Source organism: Pseudomonas sp. C 49-2 (assembly GCF_003970195.1).
In the GTDB taxonomy this organism is placed as follows: domain Bacteria; phylum Pseudomonadota; class Gammaproteobacteria; order Pseudomonadales; family Pseudomonadaceae; genus Aquipseudomonas; species Aquipseudomonas canadensis.
Window position 1 is genome coordinate 10,712 of record NZ_RXYG01000023.1, and the last position, 24,852, is coordinate 35,563.

Annotated in this window: 15 protein-coding genes; 5 read left to right on the plus strand and 10 right to left on the minus strand. The window is 61.5% G+C overall.

What is annotated here, in order from left to right; all coding sequences use genetic code 11:
* Positions 1-15: 15 nt before the first annotated feature.
* From glgB to EJ576_RS27950, 3 genes are all read right to left on the minus strand, one after another.
* Positions 16-2,253: a 1,4-alpha-glucan branching protein GlgB gene (gene glgB, locus EJ576_RS27935; RefSeq protein WP_126571624.1), complete on the minus strand. Its 2,238-nt coding sequence runs from the start codon at positions 2,251-2,253 to the stop codon at positions 16-18.
* A complete protein-coding gene (gene treS, locus EJ576_RS27940; RefSeq protein WP_126571625.1) occupies positions 2,250-5,597 on the minus strand; it encodes a maltose alpha-D-glucosyltransferase in 3,348 nt (1,115 codons plus the stop codon). The genes glgB and treS overlap by 4 nt, the downstream gene beginning before the upstream one ends.
* A 134-nt stretch (positions 5,598-5,731) precedes the next feature.
* A complete protein-coding gene (locus tag EJ576_RS27950; protein ID WP_126571626.1) occupies positions 5,732-7,720 on the minus strand; it encodes an alpha-1,4-glucan--maltose-1-phosphate maltosyltransferase in 1,989 nt (662 codons plus the stop codon).
* Between the two features lie 204 nt (positions 7,721-7,924).
* Here EJ576_RS27950 and EJ576_RS29845 point away from each other — a divergent pair, with 204 nt between their 5' ends.
* A complete protein-coding gene (locus EJ576_RS29845) occupies positions 7,925-8,101 on the plus strand; it encodes a hypothetical protein (RefSeq protein WP_164393753.1) in 177 nt (58 codons plus the stop codon).
* Here the strand turns inward: EJ576_RS29845 and EJ576_RS27955 are convergent.
* Positions 8,079-8,570: an MgtC/SapB family protein gene (locus EJ576_RS27955; protein ID WP_012723945.1), complete on the minus strand. Its 492-nt coding sequence runs from the start codon at positions 8,568-8,570 to the stop codon at positions 8,079-8,081. The genes EJ576_RS29845 and EJ576_RS27955 overlap by 23 nt on opposite strands.
* Before the next feature lie 119 nt (positions 8,571-8,689).
* Here EJ576_RS27955 and EJ576_RS27960 point away from each other — a divergent pair, with 119 nt between their 5' ends.
* The 4 genes from EJ576_RS27960 (at position 8,690) to EJ576_RS27975 (ending at position 12,530) form a co-directional block, all read left to right on the plus strand.
* Complete coding sequence (locus EJ576_RS27960; RefSeq protein WP_122727504.1) at positions 8,690-8,929, plus strand: DUF3203 family protein; 240 nt, start codon at positions 8,690-8,692, stop codon at positions 8,927-8,929.
* A 184-nt stretch (positions 8,930-9,113) separates the two neighbouring features.
* On the plus strand, positions 9,114-10,523 hold the full coding sequence (gene ccoG, locus EJ576_RS27965; RefSeq protein WP_123477186.1) for a cytochrome c oxidase accessory protein CcoG: 1,410 nt from the start codon (positions 9,114-9,116) through the stop codon (positions 10,521-10,523).
* Positions 10,524-10,593: 70 nt separating this feature from the next.
* A complete protein-coding gene (gene mapR, locus EJ576_RS27970; protein WP_122727508.1) occupies positions 10,594-12,003 on the plus strand; it encodes a GntR family transcriptional regulator MpaR in 1,410 nt (469 codons plus the stop codon).
* Between the two features lie 122 nt (positions 12,004-12,125).
* The gene (locus tag EJ576_RS27975) at positions 12,126-12,530 is read left to right on the plus strand and encodes a hypothetical protein (protein WP_256656652.1); all 405 of its coding nucleotides are present in this window, start codon (positions 12,126-12,128) and stop codon (positions 12,528-12,530) included.
* Positions 12,531-12,537: 7 nt separating this feature from the next.
* Here EJ576_RS27975 and EJ576_RS27980 read toward each other — a convergent pair whose 3' ends face one another.
* The 6 genes from EJ576_RS27980 to EJ576_RS28005 form a co-directional block, all read right to left on the minus strand.
* Positions 12,538-13,284 (minus strand): SDR family oxidoreductase, encoded by a 747-nt coding sequence (locus EJ576_RS27980; protein ID WP_122727510.1) that lies wholly within the window; start codon positions 13,282-13,284, stop codon positions 12,538-12,540.
* Between the two features lie 54 nt (positions 13,285-13,338).
* Positions 13,339-15,435: a bifunctional diguanylate cyclase/phosphodiesterase gene (locus EJ576_RS27985; RefSeq protein WP_122727512.1), complete on the minus strand. Its 2,097-nt coding sequence runs from the start codon at positions 15,433-15,435 to the stop codon at positions 13,339-13,341.
* 242 nt (positions 15,436-15,677) lie between these two features.
* The gene (locus tag EJ576_RS27990) at positions 15,678-17,258 is read right to left on the minus strand and encodes an efflux transporter outer membrane subunit (RefSeq protein WP_123477182.1); all 1,581 of its coding nucleotides are present in this window, start codon (positions 17,256-17,258) and stop codon (positions 15,678-15,680) included.
* Positions 17,255-20,362 carry an efflux RND transporter permease subunit gene (locus EJ576_RS27995; protein WP_122727516.1) on the minus strand — a complete coding sequence of 1,036 codons (3,108 nt, stop codon included), beginning with the start codon at positions 20,360-20,362 and terminating at the stop codon, positions 17,255-17,257. Before EJ576_RS27995 ends, EJ576_RS27990 begins: the two co-directional genes overlap by 4 nt.
* The gene (locus EJ576_RS28000; RefSeq protein WP_126571627.1) at positions 20,359-23,460 is read right to left on the minus strand and encodes an MdtB/MuxB family multidrug efflux RND transporter permease subunit; all 3,102 of its coding nucleotides are present in this window, start codon (positions 23,458-23,460) and stop codon (positions 20,359-20,361) included. The genes EJ576_RS27995 and EJ576_RS28000 overlap by 4 nt, the downstream gene beginning before the upstream one ends.
* Positions 23,457-24,761, minus strand: a complete 1,305-nt coding sequence (locus EJ576_RS28005) for an MdtA/MuxA family multidrug efflux RND transporter periplasmic adaptor subunit (RefSeq protein ID WP_126571628.1) — start codon at positions 24,759-24,761, stop codon at positions 23,457-23,459. Before EJ576_RS28005 ends, EJ576_RS28000 begins: the two co-directional genes overlap by 4 nt.
* Between the last annotated feature and the right edge of the window lie 91 nt (positions 24,762-24,852).

The window sequence follows — 24,852 nt, forward strand, 5'->3', positions numbered from 1 at the left end:
AGCAAGGTAGAGCCTTTAAAGCGATTCCGGCCGCAGAATCAGCACGCCCAGTGGCGGCAGATTCAACGACAGTGACACCGGCTGCCCGTGCTTGGGTTCATCCTGGGTAAACACCTCGCCTCCATTACCGTAATTGGATCCTGCGTACATGTCCGCATCACTGTTGATCACTTCACTCCAGCGCCCACCAAACGGCACGCCGACGGCGTAACCCTCGCGCGGCACCGGGGTGAAGTTGGCCACCACCAACACCGGCTTGCCGTCCTTGCTCCAGCGCAGCCAGGCGTAGACGCTGTTGATCGCGTCGTCACCGATCAGCCACTGGAAGCCTTGAGGCGCGTCGTCCTGTTCATGCAGGGCCGGCTCCTCGCGGTACAGACGATTGAGGTCGCCCACCAGCTTCTGCACGCCTTTGTGTTCGGCGTACTGCAGCAGGTACCAATCCAATTGCTGGTCATGATTCCACTCGCGCCATTGGCCGAATTCGCAGCCCATGAACAACAGCTTTTTGCCGGGGTGCATCCACATGAACGCCAGGTAAGCGCGCAGGTTGGCGAACTTCTGCCAACGGTCGCCAGGCATCTTGTCGATCAGCGAATGCTTGCCGTGCACCACTTCATCATGGGAGATCGGCAGGATGAAACGCTCGGACCAGGCATACACCAGGCCAAAGCTCAGCTCGTTGTGATGGTGGGCGCGGTACACCGGGTCCTGCTGGATGTAATGCAGGGAATCGTGCATCCAGCCCATGTTCCATTTGTAGTTGAAGCCCAGGCCGCCTTGCTGGGTGGGCTGGCTGACGCCGGGCCAGGCGGTGGATTCCTCGGCGATCACCAGGGCACCAGGTGCCTCGATAGCGACCACATCGTTGAGGTGACGCAGGAAGTCGATGGCTTCCAGGTTTTCGCGGCCGCCATGGCGATTCGGCACCCATTCGCCGGCTTTACGTGAGTAGTCGCGGTAGAGCATCGAAGCCACGGCGTCCACGCGCAGGCCGTCGATATGGAAGTGTTTGAGCCAATGCAACGCCGACGCCAACATGAAGCCATGCACTTCGGTGCGGCCCAAATTGTAGATCAGCGTGTCCCAATCCTGATGGAACCCTTCCAGCGGGTTGGCATATTCGTACAGCGCAGTGCCGTCGAATTGCGCCAGGCCGTGGGTGTCGGTGGGGAAATGCGCCGGCACCCAGTCAAGGATCACGCCGATATCGGCCTGATGCAGGGCGTTGACGAAATAGGCGAAATCCTGCGGCGAACCGAAGCGTGCCGTCGGTGCGAACTGTGACAAGGCCTGGTAGCCCCAGGAGCCGCCGAACGGGTGCTCCATGATCGGCATCAGCTCGATATGGGTGAAACCCAGTTGATGCACATAGGGAATCAGGCGCTCGGCCAATTCGCGCCAGTTGTATTGGCGCGCCACTTCGCCCGCTTCATCCAGCTCCGCCTGCCAGGAACCCACGTGCAATTCATAGATCGACAACGGCGCGGTGGTCTTTTGCTTCTCGACTCGCGATTGCATCCATTCGTGGTCCTGCCAGTCCACCTGCAAGGGCTCGGCAACCTTCGAAGCCGTGTCGGGCGGCAGTTGAGTGGCCAACGCCACGGGGTCGGCCTTGAGCGGCAGGATCCCATTAGCGCCGAGTACTTCGTACTTGTAGGCCGCACCCGGCTGCAGACGTGGGATAAAGATCTCCCACACGCCGGAAGGATGGCGCAGGCGCATCGGATGCCGGCGACCGTCCCAGATATTGAAGTCGCCCACCACCGAGACCCGCCGCGCATTCGGTGCCCACACGGCGAAGCGCACACCCTCAATGCCATCGACGCTGGTCACCTGGGCCCCCAGGCAACTGCCGAGATCGCGGTGATTGCCTTCAGCGAACAGGTACAGGTCCATTTCACCGAGCAACAGTTGTTGGAAGCTGTAAGGGTCTTCGGTGATCTGTTCACCGCCGGCCCACTGGATTTTCAACAGGTACGCCTGCCGGGTCTTGAACTGCCCGACAAACAACCCCGGGACCTGGCTCGCGTCCAGGCTGCCGATCGGCTCGCCGCTGTCGCGCGCCAGCACCTGGACGCTCAAGGCCTCCGGCAGGAACGCGCGGATAAACTGGCCGCCGTGTTCATCATCGTGTGGCCCGAGAATCGAGAACGGGTCATGGTGCTCGGCGCGTACCAGCGCTTCGACGTCCTTGGACGCCGGCAATGCAGTCAACTTCGGTTGCAGCGGTTCTTTATTTGTAAAGCTCATGACGTCTCCCCACCGCGTGCAGTTTTCGATATAGGTGCAAGCCCGCTCAACAGTCCGTGCAACCCTTGCAGGGGCACCGGCAACCAGGTCGGGCGGTTTTCCGCTTCGTAGGCCACTTCATACGCGGCCTTCTCCAGGCTGAACAATGTCAGCGCTGCGTCCTGACCTTTGGCATCCTGCCAGTCATGCGCCAGTGTAGACGTAGCGGACTGATAAGCCTGGATAAAGGCCTGGCGTGCTTCTTTGAGGTAACGGTCAGTCACGCGTTTGCGCGCCTGGTCCGCTTCGGGCGAATGGTCCACCCCTTGTACATTCAAGGCCATGGCTGCCGCGTAGTCGAAGGAGCGCAACACGCCGCTCACATCTTTATACGGGCTGTGCTTGCCGCGTCGTTCGTGCAGTGGCCGCGCCGGTTCGCCTTCGAAATCGATCAGGTAGGCATCGCCCTTCACCACCAGCACTTGGCCCAGGTGCAAGTCACCGTGGACCCGAATACGCAACCCGCCGGCCGTGGCTTTCGCCAAGGCCTGCACATGGCTGGCAATGGCTTTTTTCTGCGCCAGCAATTCACTGACCAGCGCTTGATCCGCGGGGTTCAACTGGCTTTGATGAAGTTTGAGCAGTTGCAACGCGCGGTCCAGCTGCGCGCCGACGTCCTTGGCCCAGGCCTGGCTGTCCTTGGCCGTGGTGGCTTCGGGCTTGAAGTCCTTGTTGGTGGTTTTCGCGCCGAGCACCAGGTGCATTTCACCCAGGCGTTGGCCGAGCAACCCGGCAAAATCCGCCAGCTCGCCCAGGGCGTTGTAGTGCTGTTCCTGTTCGGAGATGGCTTCGGCCAGTTCGTCGCGAATCGCCCTTTCCAGGTTGTTCTGGGTCCAACCCCAGGCATCGCCCTGGTTGCTCAAATAGCCTTGGGCAATCATCAGCAGGTTGTCTTGGCCTTCGGCATCATGACGCACCATCGAGCCCAGTAGCGGCGAGATGTTGGGGTAGCCGGCTTCGGTCAGGTAGGCGCTCATTTCCAGTTCCGGGTGCACGCCGGAGGCGACTTTGCGGATCAGCTTGAGCACCAGGCTCTCGCCCACCACCACCGAGCTGTTCGACTGCTCGGCCGACAGGTAGCGCACTTCGGACTCATCCGTCAGTTGCAGCTTGGCCAGGTGCGGCGTGGCGGCAAAGCGCAGCTCGCCTTCGCTGGTGTTGAGCACGGTGCCCGCCTGTAAACCCTGGATGACGGCGCGGATAAAGTGTTCGAGGCTGAAGGCATCGGTCACCAACCCCACCTGACGCACTCGGCGTACACGGGCCAGGGCCAATTGCTGCGGCAAGGCGCTGGTGAACTGGTCTTCACCGAGGAAGCCGAACGGCAACTGATAACGGCTGACCTGGCCACCGGCCGTCACTTCAAGCTCGCTGAGCAACACCGGATGCTGGGGATCGCCAAAGCGCACGCCGTAGGCAATGCGCACGCTGTCGATGGCCGTGTCCTTGCCCGCGAACCAGCGGCGCTTGGGCAGCCAGGCCGGCAGTGCGGTCTGTTCCAGGGAGGCGCGGCAAGGTTCTTCGAGCAATTCTTCCATGCGCTTTTTCAATACCAGCGTGGTGAAGTCCGGCATGCTCTGGGCCGGTTCCACATGCCAGCTGGGCATCTGGTTTTCCGGCGCCAGCACAAACCAATAAAAGCCGTAAGGCGCCAGGGTCAGCAGGAAGTTCAGCTGGCCGATGGGCGGGAAGGCATTCCCGCCGAGCATCTCCACCGGCACCATGCCGGCGAATGCCGACAGGTCCAACTCGGCCGCCTGGGCACTGCGCGACACGTTGGCCACGCAGAGGATGATCTCGTTGCGCCCATCATCACCGGTGAACTCACGGGTATAAGCCAGGATGCGGCGGTTGCTTGGTGAAAGCATTTTCAAGCTGCCACGGCCGAACGCCTTGGATTGCTTGCGCACCGCCAGCATGCGCCGGGTCCAGTTCAGCAACGAATGCGGGTCCTGGGCCTGGGTCTCGACATTCACCGACTGATAGCCGTATTGCGGGTCCATGATCGGCGGCAACACCAGGCTGGCCGGGTCGGCGCGGGAGAAACCGCCGTTGCGGTCGATGGACCATTGCATCGGCGTACGCACGCCATCGCGGTCACCGAGGTAGATGTTATCGCCCATGCCGATTTCATCGCCGTAATACAACGTCGGCGTGCCGGGCATCGACAGCAACAGGCTATTGAGCAACTCCACACGACGACGATCGCGCTCCATCAACGGCGCAAGACGCCGACGAATACCCAGGTTGATCCGCGCGCGCCGGTCGGCGGCGTAGTAGTTCCACAGGTAGTCGCGCTCTTTGTCGGTGACCATTTCCAGGGTCAGTTCATCGTGGTTGCGCAGGAAAATCGCCCATTGGCAGTTGGCGGGAATCTCCGGGGTCTGGCGCAGGATGTCGGTGATCGGGAAGCGATCTTCCTGGGCCAGGGCCATGTACATGCGCGGCATCAGGGGGAAGTGGAAGGCCATGTGACATTCGTCGCCGTCATCGCCCTTCTTGTCACCAAAGTAGAGTTGGGTGTCTTCCGGCCACTGGTTGGCTTCGGCCAGCAGCATGCGGTCGGGGTAATGGGCATCGATTTCGGCGCGGATCTGCTTGAGCACGTCGTGGGTTTCAGGCAGGTTTTCGTTGTTGGTGCCGTCGCGCTCAATCAGGTACGGAATGGCGTCGAGGCGCAGGCCGTCAATGCCCATATCCAGCCAGTAACGCATCACCGACAACACAGCTTTCATCACCTGGGGGTTGTCAAAGTTGAGGTCGGGTTGGTGGGAATAGAAGCGGTGCCAGAAGTATTGGCCGGCGACCGGGTCCCAGGTCCAGTTCGACTTCTCGGTGTCGAGGAAGATGATGCGCGTGCCGTCGTATTTCTGGTCGTCATCCGACCACACGTAGAAGTCCCGCGCCGCCGAGCCCGGCTTGGCCTTGCGCGCGCGTTGGAACCAGGGGTGCTGGTCGGAGGTGTGGTTGATCACCAGTTCGGTGATCACCCGCAGCCCGCGCTTGTGCGCCTCGGCAATAAAGCGCTTGGCGTCGGCCATGGTCCCGTAGTCGCTGTGCACACCACGGTATTCGGCAATGTCATAGCCATCGTCGCGACGCGGCGAGGGGTAGAACGGCAATAGCCAAATGGTGTTTACGCCCAGATCGGCGATGTAGTCGAGCTTGGCGATCAGGCCCGGGAAATCACCGATGCCGTCGTTATTGGAGTCGAAATAGGATTTAACGTGAACCTGGTAGATCACCGCGTCCTTGTACCAGAGCGGGTCTTTGATGAAGGTGGCAGCGTTGGGCTTCTTCGCCATTGGAAACTCCTGGAATATTCGAACGGGAGAAACGCGGTCACTGTAGGAGCCGGCTTGCCGGCGATGGCGTACTTGAGCCATGCAGCGATGCCAGCGGCCTTATCGCCGGCAAGCCGGCTCCTACAGGTCCGGTTTCAAGAAGTGGTAATACGCCAGATCCCAAACGGCATCTGCGGCTCCAGCCGCATCCACTGGCTTTTGCCATACCAGGTCCAGCGATGGCCGTTCATCAAGTCTTCGCCCTGGGTCTGGGCGTCGTCCGGCAGGCCTAACTCCCACAGTGGCAGCTCGAAATGGGCTTCCTGGGCATTGAAGGGATCAAGGTTCACTGCAACCAAAATGAAGTTGCTGCCATCCTCGCTGCGCTTGCCGAAATACAGGATGTTGTCGTTCCAGGCGTTGTAGAGCTTGAGCCCCAGGTGCGTCTGCAACGCCGGGTTCTGCCGACGGATACGGTTGAGCTGGGCGATCTCGGCAATGATGTTGCCGGGCGCGGTGAAGTCCCGTGGACGAATCTCGTATTTCTCCGAGTCCAGGTATTCTTCTTTGCCCGGCACCGGGGCCGCTTCGCAGAGTTCGAAGCCGGAATACATGCCCCACAGGCCTGAGCCCATGGTGGCCAGCGCGGCACGGATCAAAAAGCCGGGACGGCCGGATTCGTGCAGGAAGGCCGGGTTGATATCCGGCGTATTCACGAAGAAATTTGGCCGGTAGCATTCGCGCCACGGCGACTCGTTCAACTGCGTCAGGTATTCGCTCAACTCGGCTTTGGTATTGCGCCAAGTGAAATAGGTGTAGCTCTGGGAATAGCCGACCTTGCCCAGGCGCGCCATCATCGCCGGCGTGGTGAATGCCTCGGCGAGGAATATCACGTCGGGGTGCTTGGCGCGCACATCGCTGATCAGCCATTGCCAGAACGGCAGCGGCTTGGTGTGGGGGTTGTCGACGCGAAAGGTCTTCACGCCCTCTTCGACCCAGCCCACCACGATATCGCGCAGCTCGGTCCACAGGCCCGGAATGGCGTCCGCCGCGTAAAAGTCGACGTTGACGATGTCCTGATACTTCTTCGGCGGGTTTTCCGCGTATTTGATCGTGCCGTCCGGACGCCAGTTGAACCAGCCCGGATGCTCCTTGAGCCACGGGTGGTCCTGGGAACACTGGATGGCGAAGTCCAAGGCAATTTCCAGACCATGCTCGGCGGCCGCCTGGACCAGGCGGCGAAAGTCGTCGCGGCTGCCCAGTTGCGGATGAATCGCCTCATGGCCGCCGTCTTCGCTGCCGATGGCATAGGGGCTGCCCGGATCATCCGGGCCGGCGGTCAGGGAATTGTTCTTGCCTTTGCGGTGGCTGCGGCCGATGGGATGGATTGGCGGGAAATACAGCACGTCAAAACCCATGTCATGGATCATCGACAGGCGCGAGTGCACGTCATTAAAGGTGCCGTGGCGCGCGGGATCGTCGGTGATCGAGCGCGGGAACAGCTCGTACCAACTGGCAAACAGCGCCGCTTCGCGCTCCACATCGATGGGGTACACCGTGCTGATGCTCAGATAGGCGCGATGATCGGCCTGGGTCATCAAGTGCGCACTGTCTTCGTGCAGGAACTGCGCGACCTGCTCGGTTTCCAGCAGGCCGGAGAGTTCGTGGTGCAACAGCATCAGGCGGTCACGTAGCTCATTGTCACTGCGCTCGGCGGCCTGCAGCACCAGGCTGCGGCCTTCCTGCAACTCCAGGCTGACCGGCACGCCGGCCTCATGTTTCTTGCGCAACTCGTAGCAAAAGCTGGCAAAGGTATCGATCCAGGCTTCGATGCAGTATTCGTGAGGGCCTTGCTGGGCCACGGTAAACGCGCCCTCCCAGCCGTTGTTGCCCACGTCGGTCATGACCACGCTGTGCCAGCTTTCGTCCTGCAGCGGGCGCCAGCGGATCAGCACGGCGAGCTTGTCATGGCCGTCGGCGAAGACTTTGCTGGTGACGTTGACGCGCTGGCCCACCACGGCTTTTACGGCGAATTCGCCGCCGTCAATCACGGGGGTGGTGCTTTCGATGGCGATCCTGGGCAGCAACAAGGCCTGGGACAACGGTAACAAGGATTCATCTGGAGTCAGTGTTTCAGCAGTCATCGAGCATCTTCCCCTTACGCCCTATGGACGCTCTTTGCTTGATCCGAATTCTGATACGACGCTGCTCTCCCTGAGCAAGGCCGTCATAGGTCCGAGCCCGGGCCCGCGATAAAAGTTCAGCTGGATGTACTGCCATTGAGCGGGGAATCAATTCGCCCCGGCGGCTGTCCACCGATAGAGCAAAGCACAAAGGAGGCCACACCGATGAATATCCCGATCCCAGCGGAAACGCCGGACCCGAATATCGACAAACCCACGCTGCCGCCGAGCCAACCGGAACCGATTCCGGAAAAAGAACCGCCCGAAAATGAGCCGCCACCGGTAGAGGAACCGCCGACGACCATGCCGCCCGTGATCGTCAGTCCTTCTCGAAACGCTTGACGATTTTTGGCATGACGCTGAACACCGCCAATGCCAGCAAGGTACTCAGCACCGCTGTCGATTCCCGGCCCAACCCGGCTGAGACCCCAATCGCAGCGGTCATCCACAAACCGGCAGCGGTGGTCAGGCCTTTGACATGGCCTTCTTCATCATCCTTGCCCTTGATGATCGTACCGGCGCCCAGAAAGCCGATCCCCGCAATCACCCCCTGCACTACCCGGCTCATGGCATCCGCCTGATTGCCGGACATTTGCGGCACCATCACGAACAATGCAGCGCCCAACGCCACCAGCATATGGGTGCGCACCCCTGCCGCCTTGCCCTTGCTCTCGCGCTCAAAGCCGAGGATGCCGCCCAGGATGGCGGCGATCAGCAGGCGCACGGTGATCTGGGTGAGTTGCTTGGCGTCGCCGATGTCGGCGAACTCGGCTTGCAGGGTTTGCCACACTTCATGCCACCACGCGTCCATCTGGGCTGTCCTTTGTCTGGTTGGTAAAGGATGGACAGCGACGACCGCCAGTCAGTTGCCTGGAACCCCTTCACATCGCTGGGCCCTAACGCTTATAGCCCATGAACAAGGAGAACGGCATGCCCATTCGTATCGAAAACCAACTGTGCTACTTCACGCTTGATGACAATGGCCAGGAACAGAGCGTGCCAGCGACCCGGGTCAATATTGTTACTGACCTCGACAAGTCGATGTCCTACGTGGAACTGGCCGCCGAACGGATCTATATCACTGAGGCCGAGGCAGACGCCTTGACAGTGGCGGGTGCCCACGACGGGCGTCAGCACGTGAAGGCCGAAGAACCTGGTTCGCTGATTTAATTGATCTGTGTCAGCACCCTCGAAATAACCCTGCACCCCTGACGCCATGGGGTGCAGCACATTGTCGCAGTGCTGTTCCCCTGCTCCATCTGATCCGCTTTTTATCGCCGTAGCTGAGTCTGTTATGCAAACAGTGTCACGCGCATAGTTCATCCGCCTGATGGAGGCTGATGAGCGAACGACCATGAGCGAACACATCCCAACCGTGGAAATTTTTGAGCCCACACACCCAAAGAAGGTGAAGGCCAAATCCAGCGACAACCTGATTCATACCCGCAGTTTCACCGGCCTGTTCCGTACCTTGCGCGTGAGCGGTGCAGCCTTCCTGTTCCTGGCGTTTTTCGGCACGGTGTGGCTGAACTGGGACGATCGGCAGGCGGTGCTGTGGGACCTGGCTGAAAGCAAATTCCATATCTTTGGCGCGACCTTCTGGCCGCAGGACTTCATCCTGTTGTCGGCACTGTTGATCATCTGCGCCTTCGGCCTGTTTGCGATCACCGTGTTTGCCGGCCGCGTGTGGTGCGGCTACACCTGCCCGCAAAGCTCGTTTACCTGGCTGTTCATGTGGTGCGAAAAAGTCACCGAAGGCGAACGCAACCAGCGTATCAAGCTGCACGCGGCGCCCTGGAGCCTGAACAAGCTGGCGCGACGCTCGGCCAAGCACACCTTGTGGCTGGGGATCAGCGTACTGACCGGCCTGACGTTTGTCGGCTATTTCACGCCGATCCGCCCCCTGGCGACCGAACTGCTGACCTGGCAGATGGGCGGCGTCAGCCTGTTCTGGGTGCTGTTCTTTACCGGCGCCACCTACATCAACGCCGGTTGGCTGCGCGAAGCGGTGTGCATGCACATGTGCCCGTATGCGCGGTTCCAGAGCGTGATGTTCGACAAAGACACCCTGACCATTTCCTACGACGTGGCGCGCGGCGAAAGCCGTGGTCCACGCAAACGTGAAGTCAAACCTGCCGACGTCGGCCTGGGCGACTGCATCGACTGCCAGTTGTGCGTGCAGGTCTGCCCCACCGGCATCGACATCCGCGACGGTCTGCAAATGGAGTGCATTGGCTGCGCGGCGTGCATCGACGCCTGCGATTCGATCATGGACAAGATGGGCTACCCGCGTGGCCTGGTGAGCTACACCAGCGAACATCAACTCCAAGGCGGCAAGACGCACCTGCTAAGGCCGCGCCTGATCGGCTACAGTGCCGTGCTGTTGGTGATGATTGCTGCGTTGGTAGTGGCGTTGGTAGAGCGGCCGATGGTGTCGCTGGACGTGACCAAGGACCGTGGCATGTTCCGTGAAAATGCCCAGGGTCTGATCGAGAACATCTACAGCCTCAAGGTGATCAACAAGACCCAGCAGCGTCAGGACTATCGCCTGGAACTGGTGGACGCCGACGGCTTCCAGTTGCAAGGCAAGAGCGAGATCAGCCTTGCGCCTGGGGAAATCACCGATGTGCCGGTGTCGGTGGCATTGCTGGCGGATAAACCGGCGAGCAGTTCGCAGACCTTGCGTTTCAAGGTCACGGACGTGGATGAGCCGTGGATCTACAGCGCCGCTGATAGCCGCTTCGTGGCGCCGCTGAACCGCTGAAATCTGTCTGAATATGTGGAGCTCCCACAATTTAATCGCTGCCAAGTCTGAAAAAACTGTTAAGGCCCCCATGAAACGCTACGAAAAATTCGCCGACGACATTGCAGAACTGATTCGCTCCGGCGTCCTTGGCCCCGGCCAGCGGGTGCCGTCGGTGCGCTATGCCAGCCAGACCTACGGCGTCAGCCCGTCCACGGTGTTCCAGGCCTACTACCTGCTTGAGCGCCGAGGCTTGATCCGCGCGCGACCGCGCTCCGGTTACTTCGTCAATACCCATGCGCCCAGCCCATTTTCCGAGCCGGTGGTGAGCGAGCAGGTGCATGAGTCCACCGAAGTGGATGTGAGCGAACTGGTGTTCTCGGTACTCGACTCGATCAAAGACCCGAACACCGTACCGTTCGGCTCGGCGTTTCCCAGCCCCATGCTGTTTCCGCTGCCGCGCCTGGCACGCTCCCTGGCCAGCGCCAGCCGCGAAATGGACCCGCGACTGGTGGTCACCGACATGTCGCCGGGCAACCCGCAACTGCGCCGGCAGATCGCCCTGCGCTACATGGTCGGCGGCCTGATGCTACCGATGGAAGAACTGCTGATCACCAACGGCGCTTTGGAGGCCTTGAACCTGTGCCTGCAGGCGGTCACCGAACCGGGTGACCTGGTGGCCATCGAAGCCCCGGCGTTCTACGCCTGCCTGCAAGTGCTGGAGCGTTTGAAACTCAAGGCAGTGGAAATTCCGGTGCACCCGCGCGACGGCATCGACCTCAACGCCCTCGCACAAAGCCTTGAGCGCTACCCGATCAAGGCCTGCTGGACCATGACCAGCTTCCAGAACCCCATGGGCGCAACCCTGCCGGAAGCCAAGAAACAGGCCCTGGTGGAACTGTTGCGCGGCCATCAGGTGCCCTTGATCGAAGACGATGTGTACGCCGAACTCTATTACGGCCAACAGGCCCCGAAACCCGCCAAGGCGTTCGATACCGAAGGCTTGGTGATGCATTGCGGCTCCTTCGCCAAAAGCCTGGCTCCGGGCTATCGCGTCGGCTGGGTGGCAGCCGGACGCTTTGCGCAGAAGGTTGAGCGGCTGAAGCTGATGACCTCGCTCTGTCCGTCAATGCCGGCCCAGGCGGCGATTGCCGATTACTTGCAGCACGGCGGTTATGACCGGCACCTGCGCAAACTGCGCTATGCCCTGGAAGAACAGCAAAGCGCCATGCTGGCCGCGATCGCCCGCTATTTCCCGGCACAGACGCGGGTCAGCCAACCGGCCGGCGGGTATTTCCTGTGGCTGGAGCTGCCGGAGCAGACGGATTCGTTGAAGTTGTTCCAGATGGCGTTGGCGCAGGGCATCAGTATCGCACCGGGGCCGATCTTCTCGGCAACCCAGCGCTTCCGGAACTGCATTCGCTTGAATTACGGCAGCCCGTGGAACGAGGCGTCGGAGAAAGCCATGGAAACACTGGGAAGAATCGTGCGCTCGTTTTGAATCGGAACCGAACCCATCAGGAGGCCACACAAGGAAACTTTTTCCTGTTCTCAACCTGGAGTTTTCCCATGCTAACAGCGAGCGTTTCCTGCCTCACACCGCTTCCGGTCCCCCCAAACTACATGCGTGCAGACGAACAGAAACAAGTGCGCGAGATGAACGGCCCCATGGGCCGCCCTGTCGGCGACCATCGCTCGGCCGACAGGATCATCGAACAGAGCCCCGTGTTGAAAAGCTTCCTGGACAACCGTGACAATTACCACCTGATCGATGATTTGAAACGAAACGTGGGTGATTGGGAAAGCGCCAACCCGGAGGTCCGGGCGAACGCGATCTATGATCTGGATAAAGTCTTGCGTTTTATCGACAACCTCGACGACCGTTACTTGAACGGCAGCCACAGCCGCAACGGGAAAATCGACGGTTTCGCCAGCAACGGCTACAGCCGGCTGGATAACTCGGAAGCCAGCCTACTCAAGGCGTTTTCCGAGAAGGGTTATCCAGTGCTGCGCCATCTGCGTACCTAACCGACGTCTAGCGACCTCCGCCCAGATCGAGGAATGTGCCAGTGGCGTAGGAAGCCTTGTCTGACAGTAACCAGATGATCGCCTCGGCCACTTCATCCGGGCGCCCACCCCGGGCCATGGGAATACCGGACTCGAGCTTGCTGACTCTGTCCGGATCACCGCTCAGGGCATGGAAGTCGGTGAAGATGTAGCCGGGGCGCACGGCGTTGACGCGAATGCCCTCACCCGCCACCTCTTTTGACAAACCGAGGGTGAAGGTGTCGAGTGCACCTTTGGACGCTGCGTAGTCGACATATTCACCAGGCGAACCCAAGCGAGCCGCCACCGACGACACGTTGACGATACTGCCGCCCTGCCCGCCATGCTTGGGCGACATGCGCAGCACCGCATGCTTGGCGCACAGGATCGGGCCGAGCACGTTGGTCTTCATGATTTTCAGGATGCGGAACTCGGACATCTCGTCAACGCGGGACTTGTGCCCCACCGTGCCCGCATTGTTGACCAGTGCGGTCACACGACCCAGCTCGGCGTCCACACGATGGAACAACGCGACCACTTCATCCTCGATGCTCACATCTGCCCGCACGGCAATGGCTTGGGCGCCCAACGCACGCACTTGTTCCAGTACGCGGTGGGCCGCCTCTTCGTCGGACTGGTAGTTGATGCAGATGCGATAGCCTTGGCGAGCGGCCAGCAAGGCCGTCTCGGCGCCAATCCCGCGACTGCCCCCGGTGATGATGACGACTTTGTCCATGCGTGCGATCTCCTGATTCAACCTGATGTTTAGGGTTGGATCCAAGAATACCTGTCACGCACGGCTTTTGTCAGGCGCAACGGCCTCTTCGGCGCGTTGGATATCTGCCATGAAGCCCTCTGCTGGCAACGGGTGGCCCAGCAGGTAACCCTGCAGGGAATTACACCCAAGCCGTGTCAGGAAATTCTGCTGCACATCCGTCTCGACACCCTCGGCAACAATCCGTAACCCCAGGGCCTGGCCAAGGGCAACGATGGCCGAGACGATTGCAGCGTCGTCGCTGTCGTGTTCCAGGTCGCGCACAAAGCCTCGGTCGATCTTCAGCTCGTTGGCCGGCAGGCGCTTGAGGTACATCAGGCTGGAATAACCGGTGCCGAAGTCATCGATGGACAAGTCGACGCCCATGTCCGACAGCTGCTGCAACACCGTCATGCTCGCGTCGGCGTCGCTCATGGCCGTGGTTTCGGTGATTTCCAGGGTCAGGCTGTTGGCCGGCAATTGGTGCCGCTCAAGGGCCGCCGCCACGCTCTTGACCAACCCGGCGTGGCAGAACTGCAAGGCCGACAGGTTCACGGCGATGCGCCAATCTTCGTAGCCCTGAACGTACCACAGACTCATTTGACGGCAGGCTTCGTTGAGCACCCACTCCCCAATTGGAATGATCAAGCCGGTCTTTTCCGCCAGTTCGATAAACGTCGCCGGTAGCAGCAACCCCTGTTGCGGGTGTTCCCAGCGTAGCAAGGCTTCGGCGCCGACCGGGATGCCGCTGAGCGCGTCGAACTTGGGTTGGTAGTACAGGCGCAACTGCTCCTGTTCCACCGCATTACGCAAGTCCTGCAACAGCTGCAATTGCTTGCGTGCATTGTTGTTCATCGACACGTCAAAGAAGCTGTAGCCGTTCTTGCCCATGCCTTTGGCGTGGTACATCGCGGCGTCGGCGTTCATCAGCAATTCCTGAGGGTTGCCACCGTTGCCCGGGAACATTGCGATGCCGACGCTGGCAGAGATCTTCAGCTCATGCTCGGCCACCTGGAAGGCGCGGTTGATCAGGATCACCTGGCGTTCGGCAAGGCCAAGGGCATCGTCCGGCTGGGTCAGTTGCACCAGCAACACAAACTCATCGCCGCCGATGCGCGCCAAGGTGTCCTGGCTGCGCAAGTCTTCGCGCAGGCGCAGGCCGACTTCACGCAACAATTGGTCACCCATGTGATGACCAAAGGCATCGTTGACCGGTTTGAAGCCGTCGAGGTCGATAAACATCAACGCAAAGCAACCGCCCTGCTCTTTCACCGCTTGCATGGCCTGTTGAATGCGATCGGCCAGCAACGTGCGATTCGGCAGGCCAGTGAGCATGTCGTGCAGGGCCAGATGGGTCAATTCCTGGTTGGCTTGGGTCAGGGAATCGGCCAGCACAGCGGTGCGGACTTCCAGGCGGGCGTCGAGCAGCGAGGTGAGCAAGGCAATGGCCAGCACCGCCAGCGTCGTGACCAGCACCAGGTTATCCAGGCCCTTGCCGCTCAAGCCGTTCAGCGCAGCGCCGCAGAAACTGTCATCGGCGAAACGTGCCGCGGCCATGCCGGTGTAATGCATGCCGACGATGGCAAAGCCCATCACCACCGCTGCGCCACCTCGTAAAAGACGCACGTACGGTGTGCTACGGCGCAAATTGTGGGCGATCCACAGTGCAGCGCCAGACGCGACCACGGCGATCAGCAACGACGCGCCAAACAAGGTGGGGTCATAGTCGATGCCTGGGGTCATGCGCATCGCGGCCATGCCGGTGTAATGCATGCACGCGATGCCGGTGCCCATGACCAGCGCGCCAAACCCCAGTTGCCAGGCAGGCAAACGCGGTTGGCTGATCAACCACAAGGCAAAGCCGCTCGACAACACCGCGATCAACAACGACAGCGCGGTGATGCCCAAATCGAAGCCCAGGGCAAACGGCAAGCGCAGCGCCAGCATGCCGATGAAATGCATCGACCACACCCCCACCCCCATCGCCATGGCGCCGCCGGCTATCCATAGATAAACGGTACGGCCTTTGGCGGTAGCGATGCGACCGGAGAGATCCAGTGCGGTGTAGGAAGCCAGGATCGCAACGAACAGTGAGATCACGACCAGTGAGGGTGAATAACTACCGATGAGCATGGGACTTCTCGTGCGCAGCGGGCCTGAGACGCCCGTGCCAGGTGGCAAAGCGGGCGATTGTAGCGAGAATAATTCTTGAGCAGTTGATTAATTATCAGAGGGCCATTAGTGGCATTTTGACGCCAATCTACTGGCTCAAAATACCCTCGACGACCGCACCTTTGCACTGCGCGGAGGTCGACCTTTTCACCCCCCTGTAGGAGCCGGCAAGCCGGCTCCTACAGATGATCGGCGTCGCAGAGTCAGTCTTTCTCGACAATCGGCGTCTGCCCGTCCCAGCCACCGCCCAATGCCGCGATCAATTGCACACTGGCCACCAGGCGTGTCTGCAGCAACGTCAATACCGTGCGTTCGTTGCTCAGGGCTGTAGCTTGCGTGGTGACCACATCCAGGTAGGCAATCAGCCCCGCCTTGTATTGGTTCTGGGTCAGGCGTAACGATTCACGGGCGGCGTCCAGTGCTTCATTGCTGACCACCGCCTCGTCTTCCAGCACCTTGAGCTGCACCATGTAGTTTTCCACTTCACGGAAACCATCCAGCACGGTCTGGCGGTACTTGGCGACAGTCTCGTCGTAGCTGGCGATGGTGCGGTCGACTTCCGCTGACCGTTGGCCACCGTCAAACAACGTCATGGCGAGTTTTGGCCCCACCGACCAGAAGCGGTTCGGCAGGCTGATCCAGTCGGCGTAGGTGCTGCTGGAGTAACCACCGGCCAGGCTCAGGCTCAGGTCCGGGTAGTAGGCGGCCTTGGCCACGCCGATGTTGGCGTTGGCGGCAATCACCGAGCGTTCGGCCGAGGCGATGTCCGGGCGGCGCTCCAGCAGTTGCGATGGCAGGCTCACTGGAATCTGCGGCAGTGCCGGGATGTCCTTGCTCACCGCCAGGTTGAAGTTGGCCGGCGCTTCGCCGATCAACACGGCAATCGCGTTTTCCAGCTGGGCGCGCTGCCAGATCAGGTCGATCAGGCTGGCCTGGGTGGTCTTGAGCTGGGTTTGTGCCTGGGCCACCGCGTCCTTGCCGGAAACCCCGGCACGGTATTGGTTTTCGGTCATTTGCAGGGAGCGCTGATAGGTCTCCAGCGTGGCTTGCAGCAAGCGCGTCTGTTCATCCATGACGCGCAGTTGCAGGTAGCTTTGCACCAGTTCCGATTGTTGGCTCAGGCGCATCGCCGCCAAGTCCGCCGAGCTGGCTTCGGCGCTGGCTTCATTGGCTTCCAGGCCACGGCGCAATTTGCCCCAGATGTCCGCTTCCCAGCTCACGCCCAACTGGGCATTGAGGGTGTCGCGGATGCCGCTGCTGGAACTGCTGAGGCTGGCGTTGCTGCTGCCGGTGCCCTGGCTGGCGCGGGTTTTTCCGACGCTCAGGTCGACGGTGGGGTAAAACGCCCCGCGTGAACTGCGCACCAAGGCTTGGGCCTGGCGAAAACGCGCTTCGGCCTGGGCCACGGTCTGGTTGGAGGTGTTCAGGCGCGTTACCAGGTCGTTGAGTTGGCGGTCGCCGTACAACTCCCACCAGGCGCCACGGGCCAGGGAGTCGCTGGGGGTGGCCTGGCGCCAGCCCTGGGCTTCCTTGAATTGCGCCGGCTCGATGACCTCTGGCCGGTGGTAGTCCGGGCCAACGGCGCAGGCGCTGAGCAACAACGCCAACCCCACTGTAGGTGCGAGCTTGCTCGCAAAGGTCGTCAACGATAACGCGCCCAACCGGGAGGTACGCGGTGCCTGGGCGTTTATCGCCGGCAAGCCGGCGCCTACAGGGGAATGCGGTACGCCGGGAGTCGTTGAATCGCGCGGACGTGGTGCATTGGCGTGAGTTGAATCGGTCATAGCGCAGTGTCCAGGGCAGCATCGGTACGCACGCCGCGCCATTTGTTGAAGCGATGGCGCGCACGGTCGAGATAGAGGTAGACCACCGGGGTGGTGTAAAGGGTCAGGACCTGGCTGAACACCAGGCCGCCGATAATCGTCAGGCCCAACGGACGGCGCATTTCCGCACCATCGCCCGCGCCCAGCAGCAACGGCAAGGCGCCGAGGATGGCTGCCAGGGTGGTCATCAGGATCGGGCGCAAACGCAACAGGCAGGCGCTGCGGATTGATTCCAGCGGGTTCATGCCATCGTGGCGTTCCAACTGCAAGGCCAGGTCGATCATCAGGATCGCGTTTTTCTTCACCACGCCGATCAGCAGGAACAGCCCCAGCAAGGAAATCAGACTGAATTCGCCCCCGGTCAGGTAGATCGCGAGCATCGCGCCGACACCGGCCGACGGCAAGGTCGAGAGGATGGTCAGCGGGTGAATGTAGCTTTCATACAGAATGCCCAGCACCAGGTATACCGCCACCAGCGCGCCGAGGATCATGAACGGCTGGCCCTTCTGCGTGGCTGCGAAGGCATCGGCGGTACCGGCCATCTTGGCGATCACATCTTCCGGCAAGCCAACCTTGGCAATCGCCCGTTCGATAGCGGCGGTGCCCTGCTCCACCGTCACGCCGGGGGCCATGTCGAACGCGATGTTCTCCGAGGCGAACTGGCCTTCATGGCTGACGCGGTCGTCGGCCAGGCTGTTCTCATAATGGGCAATGGTCGACAGCGGCACCCGTGCGCCCGTGGAGGTAATCACCTGCATCTGGTTGAGGGTGATCGGGTCCTGGGCATATTTGGGATTGACCTCCATCACCACCTGGTACTGGTTGAGGCTGTCATAGATGGTGGAAATCTGCCGCTGGCTGTAGGCGTTGTTGAGCACCGCCGTGACCATATTCATGTCGATGCCCAGGCGCTTGGCCTGGTCGCGGTCGACAATCAGCGTGACCTGCGCCGCGCCCCGGCCTTCACGGGCGTCGATGGCAGTGAGTTCTGGCAGCTCGCGCAAGGCCGCCACCACTTTCGGGTACCACAGGCGCAATGCCGCCAGGTCGCCGCTTTGCAGGATGTAGGAATACTGCGCGCTGGTCTGGTCGCGGCTGCCGCCGAATTGCAGGTCCTGGTCGGCCATCAGGAATAACCGCCCGCCCGGCACCAGCGGCACCTCCTTGCGCAGACGCTCGATCACCGCCTGGGCGGAAATCTTGCGCTCGCTGATGGGCTTCAAGCGCACCAGCATCACCGCATTGTTGGTGCCGTTGTTGCCGCCAATGAAGCCGGCCACGCTGAGCACCGCCGGGTCCTTGAGCACCGCCTTGCGGAAGGTTTCCATTTTCGGCTGCATCACGCTGAACGACAGCCCGTCATCACCGCGCACAAAACCGATCAACTGGCCAGTGTCCTGCTGGGGCATGAAGGTCTTCGGCACCACCACATACAGCGCCACGTTCATGCCGATGGTCAGCAACAGACTGAGCAAGGTCAGGCGTCGATGGCGCAACACCCAGTCCAGGCTGGTGGCGTAGCCGGCGACCATGCGGTCGTTGACCTTCTGGCTCCAGCGTTGCAAACCGGTCATCTCGCCCTTCACATGCGGCTTGAGCCAGCGCGCGCAGAGCATCGGGGTCAGGGTCAGCGAAACAATCAGCGACACAATGATCGCCGCCGACAAGGTGATGGAAAACTCGCGGAACAGGTTGGTGACAATCCCCCCCATGAACAGGATAGAGAGGAACACCGCCACCAGCGACACGTTCATCGACAGCAAGGTAAAGCCGACTTCCTGGGCCCCCAGGTACGCTGCCTTCATTGGCGGCACGCCCTCGTCGATATGCCGCGAAATGTTCTCCAGCACCACGATGGCATCGTCCACCACCAAACCGGTGGCCAGGATCAACGCCATCAACGAGAAGTTGTTCAGCGAGAACCCATACAGGTACATCACCGCAAAAGTGCCCACCAATGAGACCGGCACCGCCAGGGTGGGGATCAGCGAGGCGCGGAAGTTACCGAGGAACAGGTACACCACCAGGATCACCAGGCCCACGGCGATGAGCAAGGTCATCTCGGCTTCGTGCAGAGTCGCGGTGATTACCGGCGAGCGGTCCATGGCCAGGCTCAGCTTGACGCTGGACGGCAGCACCGCCTGCAACGCCGGTAACTGCGCCTTGATCTGCCGGACCGTCTCGATGATGTTGGCGCCAGACTGGCGATTGATCACCAGCAGCACCGCCGGTTCATTGTTGAAGAAACCGCTGTTGTAGCGGTCTTCCACGCCGTCACTGATCTTGGCCACGTCGCCCAGGCGCAGCGCCGCGCCGTTCTGGTAGCGGATCAGCAGCGGTTCGTAGTCCTTGGCCTTTTCCAACTGGTCATTGGCCTGGATCTGCCAGTTGCGCTGGCTGTCTTCCAGGGAACCCTTGGGCCGGCGCTGGTTAGCGTTGGCGATGGTGTTGCGCACATCGTCGAGGGCCACGCCGTACTGGTCGAGGGCCTTGGGTTCGAGCTCGATACGCACCGCCGGCAAGGAGCTGCCGCCGATCTGCACTTCACCGACGCCGGGCACCTGGGACAGGCTCTGCGACAAAATGGTCGAGGCCAGGTCGTACAGCTGGCCCTTTTGCAACACGTCCGAGGTCAGCGACAGCACCATGATCGGCGCCTGGGACGGGTTGATCTTCTTGTAGGTGGGCATGCTGCGCATACCGCTGGGCAGCAGGTTGCGCGAGGCATTGATCGCCGCCTGCACTTCCCGCGCCGCGCCGTTGATATCACGGTCGGAGTCGAACGCCAGGATCACCCGCGTAGAGCCCTGGCTCGACGAACTGCTCATGGTGGTGATGCCGGCAATCGCGCCGAACGAGCGCTCCAGCGGCGTCGCCACCGTAGACGCCATCACCTCGGGGCTGGCACCGGGCAAGCTGGCCGACACCACGATCACCGGGAAGTCGATCTGCGGCAGCGGCGACACCGGCAACAGGTTGAAGCTCACGCCGCCCAGCAACAGGATCGCCAGGCTCAGCAGCATGGTCGCGACCGGCCGGCGGATGAAGGGTCCGGACAGGTTCATGACTCAACCGGCTCCAGGCTTTGCGGCTCTTTGCGCCAGCGACGGCCCAAACGATCGAAGTACAGGTAGATCACCGGCGTGGTGAACAGGGTGAGCACCTGGCTCACCAGCAGGCCACCCACCATCACCAGCCCCAGCGGCTGACGCAATTCCGCACCGGAACCGGTGGCGAGCATCAACGGCACCGCGCCGAACAATGCGGCCAGCGTGGTCATCAGGATGGGCCGGAAGCGCAGCAGCGCCGCCTGGTAGATCGCGGTCTGCGGGTCAAGGCCCTGGTTGCGTTCGGCATCGAGGGCGAAGTCGATCATCATGATCGCGTTCTTCTTGACGATACCGATCAGCAAGATGATGCCGATGATCGCGATCATGCCCAGGTCATTGCCGCTGAGCAGCAACGCCAGCAAGGCCCCCACCGCCGCCGACGGCAAAGTCGAGAGAATGGTGATCGGGTGGATATAGCTCTCGTAGAGCACACCCAGCACGATGTACATGGTGACCACCGCCGCCAGGATCAGCAGCAAAGTGCTCGACAGCGAGGCTTCGAAGGCCTGGGCCGCGCCCTGGAACTGAGTCTGCACGCCCACCGGCATGCCAATGTCTTTCTGGGTCTGGTTGATCAGCTCCACACCTTTGCCCAGAGCAACGCCGGGGGCCAGGTTGAACGACATCATCACTGCCGGGAACTGGCCGATGTGCGCAATCGCCAATTGCGCCTGGCGCTGTTCCACACGGGCCAGGCTGGACAGGCGCACCTGGCCGCCGTCGGTGGTTTTCACGTGGATCTGGTTCAGCGCATCCGGCCCGAGGGTTTCGCCGGACTGGGCCTGCAACACCACGCGGTACTGGCTGGCCTGGGTGTAGATGGTGGAGATCTGCCGCTGGCCGAAGGCGTCATACAACGCGTCGGTGATGGTCGATACGCTGACGCCCAAGCGCGAAGCCGCGTCGCGGTCGATCACCAGGTACACCTGCAAGCCCTTGTCCTGCAGGTCGCTGGCGACGTCAGTGAGTTCGGGCAACTGGCTCAACGCGTGGACCAGTTTGTCACTCCACAATGCCAGCAACTCGGCGTCCGGCGAGGACATGCTGAACTGGTACTGGGTACGGCTCACGCGGTCTTCGATGGTCAAATCCTGCACCGGCTGCATGAACAGGCGGATGCCCACCAGCTTGTCGATTTCCGGCTGCAGGCGGGTGATCACCTGGGCCGCGCTCAGGTCACGCTGGCCGTGGGCCTTGAGGTTGATCAGCAAGCGCCCGCTGTTGAGGGTCGCGTTGTCGCCGTCCACACCAATGTAGGAAGACAGGCTTTCCACAGCGGGATCGGCCAGGATGATCTTCGCCAGGTCCTGCTGGCGCTGGCTCATGGCGGCAAAGGAAATCGACTGTGGCGCTTCCGAAATGCCCTGGATCACGCCGGTGTCCTGCACCGGGAAGAAACCCTTGGGCACGATCAGGTACAGGAACACGGTCAGGCCCAGGGTCGCGATGGCCACCAACAGGGTCAGCGGCTGATGCTTGAGCACCCACTGCAGCATGCTGCCGTAACGCGCGATCAACCAATCGATCCAGGCGCCGCTGGCCTTGTAGAAGCGGCCCTGCTCTTCCTCCTTGGGCTCACGCTTGAGCAAGCGTGCGCACATCATCGGCGTGAGGGTCAGCGAGACTACCAGGGAAATCAGGATCGCCACCGCGAGGGTGATGGCGAACTCTCGGAACAGCCGCCCTACCACGTCAGCCATGAACAGCAGCGGAATCAGTACCGCGATCAGCGACAGCGTCAGGGAAATCAGGGTGAAGCCGATCTGCTTGGCGCCCTTGAGCGCGGCGGCCAGCGGCGTTTCGCCTTCCTCGATATAACGGGAGATGTTCTCCAGCATCACGATGGCATCGTCCACCACAAAACCAGTGGCGATGGTCAAGGCCATCAGCGTCAGGTTATTGATGGAGAACCCCGCCAGGTACATCACGCCAAAGGTGCCCACCAGGGACAGCGGCACGGCAATGGAAGGAATGATCGTGGCGCTGACCCGGCGCAGGAACAGGAACGTCACCATCACCACCAGGGCAATGGCGATGAGCAATTCGTGCTGCACGTCTTTGACCGAAGCGCGGATGGTCTGAGTGCGGTCGGTGAGTACCGTTACGTCGAGGCCGGCCGGCAGGTTGTCAGTGATGCTCGGCAACAGCGCCTTGATGCGGTCCACCACCTCGATCACGTTGGCCCCCGGCTGGCGCTGGATATTCAGCAGCACAGCCTGGTTTTCGTTGGCCCAGGCGGCAAGGCGTTCGTTTTCGGCGCCGTCGACGATCTGGGCTACGTCTTTCAGGCGCAGCGGCGCGCCATTGTTGTAGGCCAGGATCAGTTCGGCGTATTGCTGGGGCGAGACCAATTGGTCGTTGGCGTCGAGCATCGAAACGCGGGTGGGGCCGTCGAAATTACCCTTGGGCTGGTTGACGTTGGACGCGGCAATCAGGGTACGCACGTCCGACAGGTTCAAGCCATTGGCCGCCAGGGCCTCGGGGTTGACCTTGATGCGCACCGCCTGGCGTTGGCCGCCCGCGATGCTGACCATGCCGACGCCGCTGATCTGCGCGATTTTCTGCGCCATGCGCGTGTCGACCAGGTCGTTGAGCTTGGGCAGCAGCATGGTCTTGGAGGTGATTGCCAAGGTCAGTACCGGGGTATCCGCCGGGTTGACCTTGTTGTACACCGGCGGCGCCGGCAGGTCCTTGGGTAACAGGTTGGTCGCGGCGTTGATCGCGGCCTGCACCTGCTGCTCAGCGACATCCATGTTGATGTCGAGGTTGAAACGCAGGGTCAGCACCGACGCACCGCCGGAGCTGGTGGAGGCCATCTGCGTAAGGCCGGGCATTTGCCCGAACTGGCGTTCCAGCGGCGCGGTGACCGCACTGGTCATCACGTCGGGGCTGGCGCCGGGATACAGGGTCATCACGCGGATCGTCGGGTAATCCACCTGGGGCAAGGCCGATACCGGCAGCAAGCGATACGAAATGATGCCGGCCAACACAATGGCCAGCATGCTCAGCGTGGTGGCGACCGGGCGAAGGATAAACAGCCGCGACAGGTTCATGAACCGACCTTTTGCGCCTTGCCGGCAGTGGTGCCGGTCTCCCCTTTCGCTGCGGGCTTGCCTTGCAGGTGCTCGGTCGGGGTGGTCGGCACTTCGCTGCTGTCGTTGACCACTTCGATTTCACTGCCGTCCTTCAAGCGGTCGGTGCCTTCCAGCACCACGCGATCGCCGGCCTTGAGGCCCTCTTTGATCACGGTGTTGTCGCCATCGGTATCCCCCACCACCAGCGGCTGCACCTTGACCTTCTTATCGCCGTCGAGCACATAGACGAAGGTGCCGGTGTTGCCGAACTGGATCGCCGCCGACGGCGCCAGCACGACGTTATGCAGGGTGTCGGCCAGCAGGTGCACATTGACGAACTGGTTGGGGAACAGCGCCTGGTCCTTGTTATCAAAGCGCGCCTTGAATTTCAGGGTCCCGGTGGTGACGTCGATCTGGTTGTCCAGGCTCTGCAGCACGCCGGTAGCCTGTTGCTTCACGTCGCCACGGTCCCAGGCTTCCACGGGCAGCTTGTTGCCGGCGTGGTAGCGGGCGAGCACGGTTTCCAGTGTGCTCTCCGGCAAGGTGAAGGCCACGCTGATCGGCTGGGTTTGAGTGATAACGGCGAGGAACGTGGTGTCGTTGGCTGCTACCAGGTTGCCGACGTCGACCTGGCGCAAGCCGACGCGGCCGCTGATTGGCGCACGGATCTTGGTGAATTCGAGGTTGAGCTTGGCGTCATCCACCGCACCCTGGTTGGTCTTGACCGTGCCCTGGTATTGCAGGACCAGCGCTTCGGCGGTGTCCAGGGTCTGCTTGGCGATACTGTCCTGGGCGTACAGGTCGCGGTAACGCTGCACGTCGACCTGGGCGTTTTTCAGCTGGGCCTGGTTCTGCATCAGCGTGCCCTGGGCCTGGAGCAAGGCGTTCTGGTAACTGCGCGGGTCGATCTCGGCGAGCAGGTCACCGGCCTTGACCATCTGGCCTTCTTCAAAGGCGATCTTTACCAACTCACCGCCCACCCGGCTGCGCACATTGATGGTATTGAGCGCAGTAACCGTGCCCAGCGCCTTGTAGTACACCGGGAATTCGCCCAGCACCGCAGGCGCCACGCGCACTGGCACCGGGCCGGTAGAGCCACCGAAACCCGGGCGCATCATCCCCGACTTGCCGGCACGTCCGGCTGGCGCCTGCGCGGCGGCATCCTTGTGGCTGGCGGGCCAGAACTTCCAGCACAGGCCGGCAATAACCAGCAGCACAAGCAGGCCGAACAGCCAGCGGCGGGACTTACGGGGGGAGGATTGCATGGAGTGATCAACCATTGGGCGCGAGAGCTTCTTCTTTGGGAGGCTGAAAGATAAGCACTGGGGCGCATTTAGAAAAGCGCCTTTACCGGCTATTTACCTTGGGCTT

Bases quoted from the DNA above. Each gene is read 5' to 3' on its own strand.
- EJ576_RS27960 (WP_122727504.1), top strand. From the start codon at position 8,690: ATGCCCATTCGTATCGAAAACCAACTGTGCTACTTCACGCTTGATGAC.
- EJ576_RS27985 (WP_122727512.1), bottom strand. From the start codon at position 15,435: ATGCTCATCGGTAGTTATTCACCCTCACTGGTCGTGATCTCACTGTTC.
- EJ576_RS29845 (WP_164393753.1), top strand. From the start codon at position 7,925: ATGAATATCCCGATCCCAGCGGAAACGCCGGACCCGAATATCGACAAA.
- mapR (WP_122727508.1), top strand. From the start codon at position 10,594: ATGAAACGCTACGAAAAATTCGCCGACGACATTGCAGAACTGATTCGC.
- EJ576_RS28005 (WP_126571628.1), bottom strand. From the start codon at position 24,761: ATGGTTGATCACTCCATGCAATCCTCCCCCCGTAAGTCCCGCCGCTGG.
- glgB (WP_126571624.1), bottom strand. From the start codon at position 2,253: ATGAGCTTTACAAATAAAGAACCGCTGCAACCGAAGTTGACTGCATTG.
- EJ576_RS27975 (WP_256656652.1), top strand. From the start codon at position 12,126: ATGCGTGCAGACGAACAGAAACAAGTGCGCGAGATGAACGGCCCCATG.
- EJ576_RS27950 (WP_126571626.1), bottom strand. From the start codon at position 7,720: ATGACTGCTGAAACACTGACTCCAGATGAATCCTTGTTACCGTTGTCC.
- EJ576_RS27980 (WP_122727510.1), bottom strand. From the start codon at position 13,284: ATGGACAAAGTCGTCATCATCACCGGGGGCAGTCGCGGGATTGGCGCC.
- EJ576_RS27995 (WP_122727516.1), bottom strand. From the start codon at position 20,362: ATGAACCTGTCCGGACCCTTCATCCGCCGGCCGGTCGCGACCATGCTG.
- EJ576_RS27955 (WP_012723945.1), bottom strand. From the start codon at position 8,570: ATGGACGCGTGGTGGCATGAAGTGTGGCAAACCCTGCAAGCCGAGTTC.
- ccoG (WP_123477186.1), top strand. From the start codon at position 9,114: ATGAGCGAACACATCCCAACCGTGGAAATTTTTGAGCCCACACACCCA.
- EJ576_RS28000 (WP_126571627.1), bottom strand. From the start codon at position 23,460: ATGAACCTGTCGCGGCTGTTTATCCTTCGCCCGGTCGCCACCACGCTG.
- treS (WP_126571625.1), bottom strand. From the start codon at position 5,597: ATGGCGAAGAAGCCCAACGCTGCCACCTTCATCAAAGACCCGCTCTGG.
- EJ576_RS27990 (WP_123477182.1), bottom strand. From the start codon at position 17,258: ATGACCGATTCAACTCACGCCAATGCACCACGTCCGCGCGATTCAACG.